Below are 14,551 nucleotides of genomic sequence, written 5' to 3' on the forward strand. Positions count from 1 at the left end.
GCTCAGCTCCCGCGATAGGTGGAGTAGCCGAACGGCGAGACCAGAAGCGGCACGTGGTAATGGGCATCCGGATCGGAAATCACGAACCGTACGGGCACCACGTCGAGAAACGTCGCCGCCGTCCCATGCAACTCGCGGAAATAGTCGCCGACATGAAATTGCAACTCGAACGCGCCCACGCCCATATCCACGCCCTCAAGCAGAGGCACGTCGACCCGGCCGTCATCGTTGGTCGCCACCCGCTTCAAATGCGTCAGCACACCGTCGATCATGCGGAACAGATCGATAGCAAGGCCACGGGCGGGATGACCGTTCGCGGTATCCAGCACATGCGTCGTCAGTCGCCCGCTTCCGCTCATCGTTTTTCCTCGCTGCTGGCCAAACCTTTCGACTATCAACCCAAAAAAACCGAAACGAAAGAGGGTCGATCGCAATTTTTTACCACATGGTCTAAAAATTTGCGGCTAATCTCCCCCTCTACAATACCCACAGGCGAAGAACGATGCGCTACCCCCGCGATCTCCGAGGTTACGGCTCCACCCCCCCGCACGCGGATTGGCCTCGTGGCGCCAACATCGCCGTTCAGTTCGTCCTCAACTACGAGGAAGGCGGCGAGAACAACGTCCTGCATGGCGATGGCGCATCCGAGGCCTTCCTTGCAGACGTGGTCGGCGCCGTTCCCTGGCCCGGGTTGCGACACTGGAACATCGAGTCGATGTACGAATATGGCGCCCGCGCCGGCTTCTGGCGGCTCCATCGCCTGTTCACGGAGCGAAACCTGCCCGTCACCGTCTATGGCGTTGCCACCGCGTTGATGCGCGCACCCGAGCAGGTGCAGGCCATGCTCGACGCCGATTGGGAAATCGCTTCGCACGGGCTCAAATGGGTCGAACACAAGGACATGCCGCGCGAGGAAGAGGCCGCGCAGATCGCCGAAGCGATCCGGCTCCATACCGTCGCTACCGGTTCCCGGCCTCTGGGCTGGTACACCGGGCGCTGCTCGATCAATACCGTCGATCTCGTCTCGGAAGCGGGCGGATTTGCCTATATTTCCGACACCTACGATGACGACCTGCCCTATTGGCTCGTCCACAACGCCGCCCCGCAGCTCATCATCCCTTATACGCTCGCAAACAACGACATGCGCTTTGTGACCGCCTCCGGCTTTGCCAATGGCGAGGAATTTTATCAGGTGTTGAAGGACAGCTTCGATTGTCTTTATCGCGAGGGCGAAAACGGCAGCCCGAAAATGATGAGCGTGGGCCTCCACTGTCGTCTGGTAGGTCAGCCGGGACGCTTCGAGGGCCTTAAAAGATTCGTTGACTATATTTCGGGATTTGAGAAGGTCTGGGTTCCCCGCCGCATCGACATCGCGCGCCATTGGGCCGAACGACACCCCTATCGAGCCCCTCGCCTTCTGCCCTCGCAGATGGATGCCACGACCTTCATGCAGACCTTCGGTGGCATTTACGAGCACTCACCTTTCATCGCCCAGCGGACGTGGGAGGCCGAGCTCGGCCCGGCCAACGACTCCGCTTTCGGCATCCATTTCGCCATGCGCCACCAGTTCCGCATGGCGGGCGAGGACGAACGGTTCGGCGTGCTCAAGGCCCACCCCGACCTCGCTGGAAAGCTCGCCGCCGCCAAGCGGCTTACCGCCGAGTCGACCGCCGAGCAGGCTTCCGCGGGGCTCGACGCCTTGACCGACGAGGAGCGCGAGGCCTTCACTAGCCTCAACACGCGCTATACGGAAAGGTTCGGCTTTCCCTTCATTATCGCGGTGCGTGATAACACCAAAGCCTCGATTCTCGACGCCTTCAGGAAGCGGCTCGAGAACGATCAGAACACCGAATTCCGCACCGCCTGCGCCCAGGTCGAGCGCATTGCGCAACTGCGGATCGAGGCGCTGTTTGCCGAAGCCTGAGGTCAATCCGCTCTCGGCGCTGGCATCTCTGAACCGAACTGATACAGCGTCAGCCCACTGGCGTTGCCCTCGTCGTCCACATCGAACGTGATCTGGGCATCCACGACGCGGTAGAAATACGCAGTCTCGCTGGCGGGATAAATCTCGAAAGCCTCCTGCTCGGTCAGTTGGGCAAACAGGCGTTCGTTCTCGGTAAAGATCGTAAGCACAACGCCGGGAGCCAATTCGTAATCGCCCGTCAGGCCCTCAAACACGGCCGGATCGACCTCCACCTGCTGCGGGGGCACGATCAACGGCACTTCCGGATTGAGCAGATGCGGCGCGAGATCGTCCACCCCGTGCGGCGTCGCGACATTCGACAGCGCGACCACGCCGATACCACCCTCGCGCAGATAGCCGATAAAGGCCCGCGCACCGGATGTTCCGCCATTGTGCCAGACCATCGCGTCGTCGCCGAGCGGCGTCATGTGCCAGCCCAGCCCGATCGAGCTGACGCCATCGCCGATTTCGGCCTGCGGCTCGGTGGCAAGCGCGAATGCCCGCGCAAGCCCGGTTTCGGTATGGCCCATCATGGCCGCAAGAAGCTTGTTGAGATCGTTCGCCGTCGAACGCAGCGCGCCAGCGCCTTCGAGCACGTCCCATTGCCAAGCCGCGACGGGCTGCAGTTGCGCGTCATGCCCCACGGCAAAACGCTCCTCCATCGCCTCTGGAACGACCACAACCGTATCGTTCATTCCCAGGGGCTCCAGAATGCGCTCGCGCAGGAGCGTTTCGTAATCGGTCCCCGCATTCAACGCCAGAACATGCCCGAGCAGACCCGCGCCGACATTGGAATATTCGTAAGCCTCCCCGATACCGCGGGCGAGTTCGTAGCTCGAAAGAAAACCGTGGAGATTGTCGGCCGTATAATCGGCGTAAGGATCGGCAGGATCCGCAGGATCGATATTGTCCGGCAGACGCGGCAATCCGGAGCTGTATGTCGCAAGATCGAACAGCGTGATCTGCTGCCCGTCGCGCTCGGGCATCGTCACGCCCTCGGGCAAGAAGTCCGCCACCGGCTGGTCCAGCGTCACCTCGCCACGCTCCACCGCGTCGGCGAGCAGGAGCGTGGTGAACACCTTGGTCACCGAGCCAATCTCGAACAGAGTGTCGCCATCAACCGGCACCGGATTCTCGACGCTCAGCGTGCCATAGGAAATAACGCGCGCGCCCTCCGGCTCGACAATGCCGACGACGAGACCGACGCCCTGCCTTTCATCCTCGACCCGCCGCTCGAGGATCGCCTCGATCTCCTCGTCGGACGGAACGGGCGATTGAGCAAGCGCCGGAACGGCCAGCAGCAGCCCCGCGGCAAGAACGGCAAGAACGGCAATACGCATGATGATTCTCCGGATAGCCTTCATTGACCGGTTACCTCGCAAACGAATGCGGCCGGTTTTGGCTCCCGGGAAATATATCGAGCAGGTGTTCAGGCCGTCCGTTCAATAGCGCGAAGCATGCCCTGCCATGCCTCCGCCGTTTGATCGGTATAGTCGGCCCACTCGCCACTCATTTCATGGCTGATCGTGGCGACGCACCCACCGTCGGTCGGCACGATTTCGAGGGTAACAGTCGAGTTGCCCTCCGCTTCCTCTTCCGACGTCACGAACCACGTGAAAACGATCCGGCGGGGCTGCTCCAGCGCGCGATAATAACCCCAGGCCTCTGATTCCTCGCCGCCTCGCCTGTCGGCGAAAAGAAACCGGCCGCCCACGACCGGATCGATCTCGATTCGCGTCACTTCTGCCGAAGGATCGCGTTCCTTGAGGTTATACTCTCCCCAGGCACGCGCCCTCGCCGGATCGAGCCAGGCGTCGTACACCTGCTGGGGCGCCAACGCGGCAAACTCGAACCGAGCAACGGCTGTGACGGTATCCGTCATTTATAAAAACCTTCGCGCAGGTTGATCCCGTGCTCGAGATAGACCTTCATCGCACACAGCATCCCGGTCCAGCCTTCGCAATTGCCATAGGACGATTTCAGCGCGGTCGCCGTCTGCTTCCAGCCCTCCTCGGTGATGGTCATCAGGGTGCGCGTATTGTCGTCGATGGGCTCGAACGTCATGGTGACGGTCGTGTCGTAGTTGCCAGTCTCATCGTCTTCCGGCGCCGCTCCCCATGTGAGGACGATCTTTTCGTCGGGCACCACCTCAACCACGTTCACCGGAAATGCACCGGGGAAGTCGTGGAAATCCCAGGTTACGACCGCTCCGGTCTCAAGCCGACCCTTTGCACCCCCGGTCGTGAAATAGCCCGAGAGCTTTTGCGGATCTGCGACTGCTTCGAACACCTCATGGACGGGCTTAGAAAGCCGGCCCGAGACAGTGAATTTGAATTCCATCTAAACCTCCTTGCGTATGCCTTCATTATGTTATAAAAACATAACATGTCAAGCGAAGATGATTCGGACAGGATTTTCAAGGCGTTGGCGGATCACCGCCGCCGCGCCATTCTCGATGCCATCAAGGATGAGCCCAAAACGACCGGGCAACTCGTCGCCATGTTCCCCGAGATCGACCGCTGCACGGTGATGCTGCACATTCGCGTCCTCGCCGACGCCGGGCTGATTGTTCCCCGCCGCGAAGGCCGCGAGCGCTGGAACCATCTCAACGCCCTGCCTATCAAGGAAATCCACGACCGTTGGATTGGCGACTATGCCCGCAATGCCGTGAGCATGATGTCCCGCCTCAAGGACGCCCTCGAGGCCTGAGGAGCGCCTTCGCCCGATAGCCCCTGGCCTTTTTCTGCGCTATCAATCGGAAAATGCGAAAACCCGGAACGGTTGCCAGATGCCAGACCTCACTTACGCCACCCCGCCGGGTGGCCTGCCGCCCCAATCCCAGCTTCTCACCGGGCGCGCCGTCTTCACCACGGCTTATGCGGTCATCCCAAAGGGGGTGATGAGCGATATCGTCACGAGCTATCTGCCGCACTGGACCGATACGCGCCTCTGGATTCTGTCCCGCCCGCTTTCGGGCTTTGCCGAAACCTTCTCCCAATATGTGATGGACGTCGCGCCGGGTGGCGGCAGCGACAGGCCGGAGGCAGATCCCGCAGCCGAGGGCGTCCTGTTCGTGACAGCGGGCGAATTCACGCTCACCATTGCCGGGACGGAGCATTCCATGGTGCCCGGAAGCTACGCCTATCTCCCGCCCGCCACTGATTGGCGCGTCAAGAACAGTGGGCGCGTCAACGCCCGCTTCCACTGGATCCGCAAGGCCTATGAAAAGATCGAAGGTCTCGAAACGCCCCCCGCTTTCGTAACCACCGAAGCCAAAGCCGGTCGCATTTCCATGCCGGATACGGACGGCAAATGGGCAACGACCCGGTTCGTCGATCCCACCGATCTTCGCCACGACATGCACGTCAACATAGTGACACTCGAACCCGGCGCCGTGATTCCTTTCGCCGAGACCCACGTCATGGAGCACGGCCTTTACGTGCTCGAAGGCAAGGCCGTTTACCGGCTCAATCAGGATTGGGTCGAGGTCGAAGCCGGCGACTACATGTGGCTGCGCGCCTTCTGCCCGCAGGCTTGTTATGCAGGCGGCCCTGGCCCATTCCGCTACCTGCTCTACAAGGACGTCAACCGCCACGCAAAGCTCGCCTACCGATGAGCCGGACGATCCTCGTCGAATCGCTGACCCGGGAAGCCTTCGCTCCCTTCGGGCAGGTGCTGACCACTGAAGGCGCGCACCACTTCTCCATCAACGACGGCATGACCGAGCGTTTCCACGACCTTGCCGATGTCGAAATCGGCGGAGAGAAGGCGCGCACGCTCATTTCGATCTTCCGCGGCCAGCCCTACGCTTTGCCCCTGACGCTCAGAATGGTCGAGCGGCACCCTTTAGGTTCGCAGGCCTTCATGCCGCTCCACCAAAACCCGTTCCTCGTGACCGTCTGCCCCGACGAGAACGGTAGACCAGGCATCCCCCGCGCCTTCCTCACCCAGCCGGGCATGGGCGTGAACATCGCCCGCAACACCTGGCACGGCGTCCTCACCGCACTCGAAAACGAAGGCGATTTTCTCGTGGTCGACCGTGGCGGCGACGGGATTAATCTCGAAGAGCACGTCTTCGATGAGCCCTATACGATCAGGGTTCCCTAGATCCCCGCATACCAGTCATAGCCGTGGTCTTCCCAGTACCCGCCCTTGCCGCCGTGCAAGTGGCTGAAACTCTCGACCAGTTCGATGCGTGAGATATATTTGGCCATCTTGTAACCTAGCTGGCGCTCGACCCTCAGGCGCAACGGAGCCCCGTTCTCGACCGGCAGCGTGGCATCATTCATGCCGTAGGCGAGGATCGTCTGAGGATGGTAGGCATCGATCATGTCGATGCTCTCATAGTAGGGCCGGCCCGAAGCCCCGCTCGCATAAATGTCAAAGCAATGAAACACCGCATAGCGCGCCGTCGCCTGAGGTCTCACCTCGGCCAGGACGTGCGCCAGCGGCACCCCGGTCCATTTGGCGATGCAGCTCCATCCCTCGACGCAGTCATGGCGCGTGATCTGAGTGCGCGAAGGCATGTTCCGCAGTTCATCGAGCGACCAGCTTTGCGGCGCTTCGCATAGCCCGCCGACTTCCAGCTTATAAAGAGCGAAATCGCTCTGGCGCAGGAACATGTATTCCATTGAATTGGGATCGGTGGAGCCGTTGGGCCGCATCCCCTGCCGGATTTCGCTTTCCGCAAATTCCCGCGCCAGAGCCGCCCGCCCGAGTACCATGCGCTGTGCCCGAAAAGTCAGCTCATTGGCTCCGGCCATGAACCCGCGCACCGGACTGGCCGGCGCAACAGCCGCGTCGAACACATCGCATCCTGCCAGCGGAGCACTCGCCAGCCCCGCAGCCGACACAGTGAGGAATTTGCGGCGGTCGAGAACGAATTTCGTCATTTGCCGCCCTCCCGGGCGTCTATCCGGTATTTGCCGGTAATCATCGAACGCATCGTGTTGATCGGTCCCGCAAGCAACACCATGACGACATGGAGGACGAAAAAGCCGACCAGCAAAACCATGACGGCGAAATGAATCGTCCGCGCCGTTTGTCGCCCTCCAAATATGTCAATGAGCCACGGCCAGGCCGCATTGATTCCCGGCGACATCGCAAGCCCGGTGAGGACGATGAGCGGAAACAGCACCAGCAGAACGACAGCATAAGCCAGCTTTTGAAGCGGGGAATAAGCGCGTTTGCGTGGAAACCGGAAGCGCGCATGTGAAGCAACGTCTCCGGGCAACCCTCTGATATCGGCTCCAAGCGGAACGATATCGCGCCGCAGGTGCCCGTTGATCAGGCTCGCGATGAACCAGACAAGCATGGTGCCCACCAAAACCCAACCGAAGAAGAAATGGACCACCCTCCCCGTCGCGAGATCCTGATAAGATGGTATCGTTACCGATGCGGGGAACGCTCGCACCCGCCGTCCCAGCGGCTCATCCTCGCTGCCGCTGAACCCGAGAACGCCGGTGGTATCGAATGTCCGCCCCCAGATCGTCGTGATCCCGGCAATCCCGCCATCAGGGCGGCGCTCGGCGCGGATCGAGAGCACCGAATTGTTATATTCGAACCCCGACTCCTGTCCGATGTAGAGGCTCGGATGGGCATTGAAAATCTGCAGCCCGCTCAACAGCAGGAAAAACAGGCACGCCGCCCATATCCAATGGGTGACGCGAGTCCATGCCGACTGGCGCCGTACAAGCTCGCCCCTAGGGTGCAATGCCCCGGGCGTCCCGCTCTCATCTGCGGCAGTCATACGCGTTCCTCCGATCCGTGCCGATCATCACGCATTTCATCGGGTTTTCTACACTCTTCACGCAGAATTGCCCCGTTGTCACAAATTGACCACATGGTCAAAATTTTGTCTTTCCACCTTCGCCGTTCTGCTGTTTACTTCTCCGGTCTTTAAAGAGCGAACCGACAGTGGGCGGAACCGATCGGCCCTGTCAAAAAACTGACGCCGCAAACGGGACAGTATGGCGCCGGCCTTGCCGACGAGTCGCAGGCTGCGGGACGGGCCAGAATCAATCAAGGAGAACATCATGCTCATCAAACATAAGGCAGGGTTGCTGGATTCAAGCGCGCTGAACATGGATCGGCGTCGCTTCATCCAGGTAGCCGGCGCATCGATGGCCGTCGCGGGGGCCGGCGTTTTCACCATGACGTCCGCGCAGGCGAATGGCGGCAATTTCCGCCTCAATATCCTGCACATCAATGATATGCACAGCCGCATCCAGGAAATCAGCGGCTCGGACGCCACCTGCTCGCCCACAGCCTCGGAAGAGGGGAACTGCTTTGGCGGCGCCGCGCGTCTCGCCACCGCCATCCGCGACCGCCGCGCCGAATTGGAGGCGGAAGGCGCACCCGTCCTGACGCTCGATGCCGGCGACCAGTCGCAGGGCACGCTGTTCTACACGACCTATCGCGGCAAGGCCGAAATCGAAATGATGAACATGATCGGTTTCGATGGCATGACGCTGGGCAACCACGAGTTCAATCACGGTCCCGATGAACTGGCAGCAATGCTGGCGGAAGCCGATTTCCCGATTGTCGCCGGCAATGTCCGCGCACCCGCCGACCATCCGCTGGCCGATCTCGTCAAGGATCATCTTATCCTCGAAGTTGGCGGCGAACGCGTCGGCATCCTCGGCGTTACGACGCCCGATACCGCTTTCCTGTCCTCTCCCGGCCCCGTCACCTTCGATGACGAGATCGCACACCTGAACGAAGCCGTCGGCCGCTTACAGGCGGAAGGCGTCAACAAGATCGTGTTGTTGAGCCATGTGGGCTTTGTGCGCGATCAGGAAATCGCCGCCGAGGTCGATGGCCTTTCGGTCATCATCGGCGGGCATAGTCACACGCTGCTCTCCAACACCGTCGAGGGCACCCCCGACTACGCGACGCTCATCGAAAGCCCCTCGGGCCGCGCCGTACCTATCGTTCAGGCATACGCCTTCTCGCGTTATCTCGGAGATCTTGAACTGAACTTCGACGCCGACGGCGCCGTGGTTTCGGCAACGGGCGACACCGTCCTGCTCGATGCCTCTTTCGAGCCCGCCGCCGACGTCGAAGTGCGGATCGCTGCGCTGGCTGGCCCGATCGAGGAGCTCATTCGTACCCCGGTTGCAGACATCTCTGCGCCCATCGACGGCAGCCGCGAAAGCTGCCGCACGATGGAATGCGAGATGGGCAACACGGTAACCGATGCCATGCTCGCCGAAGTCGCCAACCAGGACATCACGATTGCCCTGACCAATGGCGGCGGCCTACGCGCGTCGCTTGAAGAAGGCACCGTTACGCTGGGCGATGTACTGACCGTCCTGCCCTTCCAGAACACACTCTATACGCTCCGTGTGCCGGGCTCGGCGATCATCGCAGCGCTTGAGCATGGCGTGAACGGTATCGAGGAAGGCGCCGGTCGCTTCCCGCAGGTCGCCGGTCTGCGCTTCAACCTCGATCCCTCCGCTGCCCCCAACGGTGGCCGCGTTTCGGATGTCGAGATCCGCTCGGGCGACGAATGGATGCCTATCGATCCCGACGCGACGTACGGCCTCGTCACCAACAACTTCATGGCCGCAGGCGGCGATGGCTACAGCATGCTCTCCAGCGAGGGCACCGATGGTTACGACACCGCCATCGATCTCGCAGAAGTGCTGGCCCGTTACATCACCGACAACGAGCCCTTCGCTCCGGTCATCGACGGACGCATCAATCAGTAGGAAACGGGGAACGGGCGCGCCAAGTGCGCGCCCTTCTTATTTTACGCTGACTTCCGCACGTTTCTCGTCGGACACGAAGCCCAGATCGAGCACCTTCTGCAAATTCGCCGCGTGCCGGAAATCCGGATCGCCCGTCACCCCTGTGCGCACCGCTTCTGCAAAACGGTGGTAGTTGGTCGGCACCGGCTCGACCCACACATCGCGCCACACCTGGGTCTCGATATCCTCGCCCGCGCACATCCGCAGGCTCGATCCGTCCATGCCGTGCTGGATCTCGATCCCGCCCATTTCGCCATAGGCGCGCAGGCGAAGCGTATTGAGATAGCCCGTGGCCCATCGCGTTGCATGCACAACACCGAGGGCACCCGAGGCGAATTCGAGCGACATGGTGAAGCTGTCATTGGCATCGAGCACGTATTCCCCGATCCGCCCCTCTGGCGCCTTCTCGAAGGTCTTGAGGCGGCAGAAGGCGCGATCGATCTCCGATCCGATGCCGAAAACCGCAAAATCGAGGATGTGGATGCCGATATCGCCCAGCGTCCCGTTGGAGCCGTGGTCGCGCGAAAGGCGCCACAGCCATGTCTTGTCGGTGCGCCAATCACCCCAGGCCTTCGAGACCAGCCAGCTCTGTAGATAGCTCGCCTCGACATGCCGGATCGTGCCAAGCTCACCCGCCTCGATGATGGCGCGGAAACGCTGTAGCTCGGCCACATTGCGGTAGGTGAGGTTGACCATGCAGATCAGCCCTGCGGCATCGGCGGCATCGGCCATTTCTTCGGCGTGCGCATGGTTGGTCGCCAATGGTTTCTCGCAGAAGACATGCTTGCCGGCGGCCATGGCCTTCATTGTCGTCTCGTAGTGAAACCGGTCCGGCGTGACGTTTGCAATCGCATCGAACTTGCCCCAAGCGAGCGCGTCTTCGAGCGAGCCGAACGTCTTGCGGATTCCGTGGGCCTTGGCAAAGGCCTTTGCACGGGCGAAATCCACATCCGCCGCCGCCACCACATCCACGCCCTCGATGGATGCGAAATGCGCGGCATGCGCGGCGGCCATATTGCCGGTTCCCAGGATCACAAGTCGCATGGGGATCTCCGTCCAGACAGAGAATGAAATATCAGCGGAAGCCTTCTTCGCCGGACTTATGCAGCTTGCCGCCGCGTTCCTCGATCGCTTCGAGCGCTTTCTCCACAGGCACGTTTGGCGCTTCATGCACGCCGGGGTAGCGGCCCTGCCGGTTGTGCGCCCAGTGGACCGCGTTGCGCAGCACCTTGCCCACCGTGGCGTCGTGATAGGTGGGATAGGTCTCGTGCCCCGGCCGGAAATAGAAGATGTTCCCGGCGCCGCGGCGATAGGTCAGCCCGGACCGGAAAACTTCCCCGCCCTGGAACCACGATATGAAGACCGTTTCCAGAGGTTCGGGAACCGAGAACGGCTCACCATACATTTCCTCGTTTTCGAGCTCGAAAAACTCCGGCAACCCCTCGGCAATGGGGTGCCGCGGATTGACCACCCATATGCGCTCACGCTCGCCCGCCTCGCGCCATTTGAGCGCGCAGGGGGTCCCCATGAGCCGCTTGAAGATCTTCGAGAAATGCGCCGAATGGAGCAGGATGAGCCCCATTCCTTCCCATACGTGGCGCGCCACACGCTCGACGACGACATCGTCCACCGCTGCGTGATCGGCATGGCCCCACCACAAAAGCACGTCCGTCCGGGCCAATACGTCCTCGGTCAGTCCATGCTCGGGGTCCTGGAGCACCGCCGTCGACGCCTCGATCCCCGCATCCTCGCGCAGCAGCCGGGCGACAGCCTCATGCATCCCGTCGGGATAGATCGAAGCGACGACCTCGCTCTTGTGTTCGTGGATATTCTCGCCCCAGACCAGCGCCTTGATGGTCATGTCTTCCCCTCTTCAACCAAAACGTTTTGGAGTCCCGTTCCAGTTGCTCTATCGCGTTTCCGGTCCGGTTTCGAGATGCAAGATTCACCTCGCCAACAAAAAAAGAGGCGGAAGGTTCCGCCTCGCTTGTCGCTTGCCGTGTGGCGCTCAGTCGAGCGCGTCGGTGATCACCGTCGTATACGCGCCCTCCGGCTCCCGCGTGATCGCCGGATTATCGGGCGATACCGCCGAAAGCAGGGTTGCGACGGTTTGCTCATACGCTCCGACATCGAGCGCAGGCCCACCGATCATCTCGCCGACTACGCCGACCTGATAAACCTGGCTTTCCAGCGTCAGTGCGCCCGACATGTCATTGTCGATCACCACCTGGGCAGCTTCCTCGGGATTGTCGATGACATACTGCCAACCCCGCATCGAAGCCTCGACAAAGCGGGTCATCATGTCCACGAAGGCAGGGTCTTCCAGGCGATCCTCGAGCACGTAAAGCCCGTCCTCGAGCATGCCCACGCCTTCATCGGCGAAGTTGAACTTGGTCAGGCTGTCCTCGGGAATACCCGCATCGAGCACCTGCTTGTACTCGTTGTAGCGCATGACCGAGATACAGTCCGCCTGGCCCTGAAGCAGCGGGTCGGCCGAGAAAGCCTGCCGCAGGACTTCCACGCCCCCCTCGCTGCCGTCAGTGGCAAGCCCGAGCTTGGCCATCCAGGCGTAGAAGGGATATTCGTTGCCAAAGAACCAGACGCCCAGCGTCTTACCCGGGAAATCGTCGGTCGAGGTGACCCCACTTTCCTCCGAGCAGACGAATTCGAGCGCCGTCCCCGCGAAAGGCTGGGCGATATTGACGAGCGGCACCCCGCGCTCGCGCGCCGCCAGCGCCGCTGCCATCCAGGTGGTGATGACGTCGGCACCGCCACCGGCAATCACCTGCTCAGGGGCAATGTCCGGCCCGCCGGGATTGATCGTCACGTTGAGACCCGCCTCGTCATAAAAGCCCATGTCCTTGGCCACGAGATAGCCCGCGAACTGACCCTGGTTGACCCATTTGAGTTGCAGGGTCAGCGCGTCCTGCGCGAAGGCCGGAGCGGCCGACGCCAATAGTGCGCCCGCAAGCGTTGCAGTGATGAGTTTTTTCATATGCCGTTTCCCCTTTGAGATGTGGCCCTGACACCTGTCAGACGCCTTGGTTGATCCGCTAGGATGAACGGTTTGCCGATCCGTTCAGCCTAGCGCGCCCGTCCTCCCCGGACGGACGGATGCCAAAAGGTGACGGCCCTCTCGATGAGCGCCACCACCCCATAGAACAACGAACCGGCGAGCGCGGCGACCGCGATCTCGGCCCAGACCATATCGACTTGAAGCCGTCCGATGGCCGCGGATATCCGGAACCCCATGCCCACAACAGGCGTACCGAAAAACTCTGCAACGATCGCGCCGATCAGCGCGAGCGTCGAATTGATCTTGAGTGCATTGAAGATGAAGGGCCATGCCATGGGCAAGCGCAATTTGAGGAGGGTCTGCCAGTACCCGGCCGCATAGGTGCGCATCAGATCCTTTTCCATCGCACCGGTGGCATTGAGCCCCGCAACCGTGTTCACCAGCATCGGAAAGAACGTCATCACGACGACGACCGCAGCTTTCGATTGCCAGTCGAACCCGAACCACATCACCATGATCGGCGCGATCCCGACGAGAGGTAACGCGGAAACGAAATTGCCCACCGGCAGCAGCCCGCGCTTGAGGAAGGGCGAGCGGTCGATGGCGATCGCAACGATGAAGGCCGATCCGCAGCCAATGGCGTAGCCGACCAGCACCGACTTGAGGAAAGTCTGCTGGAAGTCGGGCCAGATAGGATTGGGGATCGACAAAAGGATGCGCTCCCAGATCACCGACGGCGGCGGCAGCAGCACCGGCGGAACATTGAACCCGCGCACCAACCCTTCCCAACCAACCAGCAGCGTTATGCCGAAGATTACTGGCACAGCGAGATTGATGGCCGTTTCCGCCGTACGGTCCCGCGTACGGATGCGTACGAGAAATTCATTTAGCCCCCAGGCGGCCAGCCAGAAGAGGACCGCAAAGATCACCCACCCGCTCATGCCCGTGCCCCCATCAGCCGCCCGGTCAGCCTTTCAACCGCCGCGATGGCGAAAATGAGCGTCGCTGAAAGCGCCGCGGCCATCAAAAGAGCGGCCCATATCTGTGTCGTCTGCCCGTAATAGGACCCCGCAAGCAGCCGCGATCCCAATCCGCCCGCCGCCCCGGTCGGCAACTCGCCCACAATGGCCCCGACCAGTGAGGCCGCCACGCCCACCTTCATCGAGGCAAAGAGATACGGCACTGCCGAAGGCCACCGGAGCTTCCAGAACACCTGTGCCCCGCTGGCGTTATAGGTGTGCATCAGGTCGAGATGGATGGCCTCGGGGCTGCGGAAGCCCTTGACCATCCCCACGACCACCGGGAAGAACGAGAGATATGTCGAGATCAGCGCCTTGGGGATCAGCCCGGTGAGCCCCACCGAATTGAGCACGACCACGATCATCGGCGCGATGGCCAGGATGGGAATGGTCTGGCTTGCGATCACCCACGGCATCAGCGAGCGGTCCATCGCCCGGTTATGGACGATCAGCACAGCGAGCACGATCCCCAACACCGTGCCGAACAGAAAGCCCAGCCCCGTGGCCGAAAGCGTGATCCACGCATGGAAGATGAGACTGCGCGGCGTGGACGGATTGGCGTTGACAACCGAGTTCCAGAACTCCACCGCCACCTGATGCGGCGCGGGCAGGACCGGTCGCTGCTGGGAGAAAAGATCGTCGAGCAGTTGCCAGAACGGCACGTTCTCTTCCCCGGCCCTCGCATAAACGCTCTGCTGCCAGGGCATGTTGAGCTGAATCGTAAACCAGTACCAGATCGCGATGATCGCCAGGACGACGACCGAGACGGCAAACCACCTGCTCTCTGCCACCCGGACCATCG

At 61.5% G+C, this 14,551-nt stretch carries 16 protein-coding genes; 5 read left to right on the forward strand and 11 right to left on the reverse strand.

The genetic code is table 11. The features are described from left to right. Nucleotides 1-2 precede the first annotated feature (2 nt). Nucleotides 3-359, reverse strand: a complete 357-nt coding sequence (gene uraH / locus I2G20_RS01940) for a hydroxyisourate hydrolase (protein ID WP_196257983.1) — start codon at nucleotides 357-359, stop codon at nucleotides 3-5. Nucleotides 360-502: 143 nt separating this feature from the next. On the opposite strand from uraH, the gene puuE reads away from it, so the two are divergent. Next, nucleotides 503-1,924: an allantoinase PuuE gene (gene puuE, locus I2G20_RS01945; RefSeq protein ID WP_196257984.1), complete on the forward strand. Its 1,422-nt coding sequence runs from the start codon at nucleotides 503-505 to the stop codon at nucleotides 1,922-1,924. Between the two features lie 2 nt (nucleotides 1,925-1,926). On the opposite strand, the gene I2G20_RS01950 is transcribed toward puuE, so the two are convergent. From I2G20_RS01950 to I2G20_RS01960, 3 genes are all read right to left on the reverse strand, one after another. Further along, entirely contained in the window at nucleotides 1,927-3,303 is a 1,377-nt protein-coding gene (locus I2G20_RS01950; protein ID WP_196257985.1) for a serine hydrolase, read from the reverse strand. Between the two features lie 89 nt (nucleotides 3,304-3,392). Next, the gene (locus I2G20_RS01955; RefSeq protein ID WP_196257986.1) at nucleotides 3,393-3,845 is read right to left on the reverse strand and encodes an SRPBCC family protein; all 453 of its coding nucleotides are present in this window, start codon (nucleotides 3,843-3,845) and stop codon (nucleotides 3,393-3,395) included. Next, on the reverse strand, nucleotides 3,842-4,303 hold the full coding sequence (locus tag I2G20_RS01960) for an SRPBCC family protein (RefSeq protein ID WP_196257987.1): 462 nt from the start codon (nucleotides 4,301-4,303) through the stop codon (nucleotides 3,842-3,844). Before I2G20_RS01960 ends, I2G20_RS01955 begins: the two co-directional genes overlap by 4 nt. 45 nt (nucleotides 4,304-4,348) lie before the next feature. On the opposite strand from I2G20_RS01960, the gene I2G20_RS01965 reads away from it, so the two are divergent. The 3 genes from I2G20_RS01965 (at nucleotide 4,349) to I2G20_RS01975 (ending at nucleotide 6,070) form a co-directional block, all read left to right on the forward strand. Continuing rightward, nucleotides 4,349-4,672, forward strand: a complete 324-nt coding sequence (locus I2G20_RS01965) for an ArsR/SmtB family transcription factor (RefSeq protein WP_196257988.1) — start codon at nucleotides 4,349-4,351, stop codon at nucleotides 4,670-4,672. Between the two features lie 79 nt (nucleotides 4,673-4,751). Next, the gene (locus tag I2G20_RS01970) at nucleotides 4,752-5,579 is read left to right on the forward strand and encodes a bifunctional allantoicase/(S)-ureidoglycine aminohydrolase (RefSeq protein ID WP_196257989.1); all 828 of its coding nucleotides are present in this window, start codon (nucleotides 4,752-4,754) and stop codon (nucleotides 5,577-5,579) included. Beyond that, nucleotides 5,576-6,070, forward strand: coding sequence for an ureidoglycolate lyase (locus I2G20_RS01975; RefSeq protein WP_196257990.1), 495 nt, complete (start codon nucleotides 5,576-5,578; stop codon nucleotides 6,068-6,070). Before I2G20_RS01970 ends, I2G20_RS01975 begins: the two co-directional genes overlap by 4 nt. Here I2G20_RS01975 and I2G20_RS01980 read toward each other — a convergent pair. Then, the gene (locus tag I2G20_RS01980) at nucleotides 6,067-6,855 is read right to left on the reverse strand and encodes a molybdopterin-binding protein (RefSeq protein WP_196257991.1); all 789 of its coding nucleotides are present in this window, start codon (nucleotides 6,853-6,855) and stop codon (nucleotides 6,067-6,069) included. The two genes, I2G20_RS01975 and I2G20_RS01980, sit on opposite strands and share 4 nt — an antisense overlap. After that, a complete protein-coding gene (locus I2G20_RS01985; RefSeq protein WP_196257992.1) occupies nucleotides 6,852-7,712 on the reverse strand; it encodes a cytochrome b/b6 domain-containing protein in 861 nt (286 codons plus the stop codon). Before I2G20_RS01985 ends, I2G20_RS01980 begins: the two co-directional genes overlap by 4 nt. A gap of 286 nt (nucleotides 7,713-7,998) precedes the next feature. On the opposite strand from I2G20_RS01985, the gene I2G20_RS01990 reads away from it, so the two are divergent. Then, nucleotides 7,999-9,675, forward strand: a complete 1,677-nt coding sequence (locus tag I2G20_RS01990; RefSeq protein ID WP_207747498.1) for a bifunctional metallophosphatase/5'-nucleotidase — start codon at nucleotides 7,999-8,001, stop codon at nucleotides 9,673-9,675. Nucleotides 9,676-9,711: 36 nt separating this feature from the next. Here the strand turns inward: I2G20_RS01990 and I2G20_RS01995 are convergent, their stop codons facing one another. The 5 genes from I2G20_RS01995 to I2G20_RS02015 form a co-directional block, all read right to left on the reverse strand. Beyond that, nucleotides 9,712-10,758, reverse strand: a complete 1,047-nt coding sequence (locus I2G20_RS01995) for a Gfo/Idh/MocA family protein (protein WP_196257993.1) — start codon at nucleotides 10,756-10,758, stop codon at nucleotides 9,712-9,714. 31 nt (nucleotides 10,759-10,789) lie between these two features. Continuing rightward, entirely contained in the window at nucleotides 10,790-11,575 is a 786-nt protein-coding gene (locus I2G20_RS02000) for a ThuA domain-containing protein (protein WP_196257994.1), read from the reverse strand. A gap of 147 nt (nucleotides 11,576-11,722) precedes the next feature. Next, a complete protein-coding gene (locus I2G20_RS02005; RefSeq protein ID WP_196257995.1) occupies nucleotides 11,723-12,709 on the reverse strand; it encodes an ABC transporter substrate-binding protein in 987 nt (328 codons plus the stop codon). 89 nt (nucleotides 12,710-12,798) lie between these two features. Beyond that, nucleotides 12,799-13,671, reverse strand: coding sequence for an ABC transporter permease (locus I2G20_RS02010; protein ID WP_196257996.1), 873 nt, complete (start codon nucleotides 13,669-13,671; stop codon nucleotides 12,799-12,801). Then, entirely contained in the window at nucleotides 13,668-14,549 is an 882-nt protein-coding gene (locus I2G20_RS02015; protein ID WP_196257997.1) for an ABC transporter permease, read from the reverse strand. Before I2G20_RS02015 ends, I2G20_RS02010 begins: the two co-directional genes overlap by 4 nt. Nucleotides 14,550-14,551: the final 2 nt, after the last annotated feature.

It is taken from the genome of Pelagibacterium limicola, from assembly GCF_015694405.1.
GTDB classification, from domain to species: domain Bacteria; phylum Pseudomonadota; class Alphaproteobacteria; order Rhizobiales; family Devosiaceae; genus Pelagibacterium; species Pelagibacterium limicola.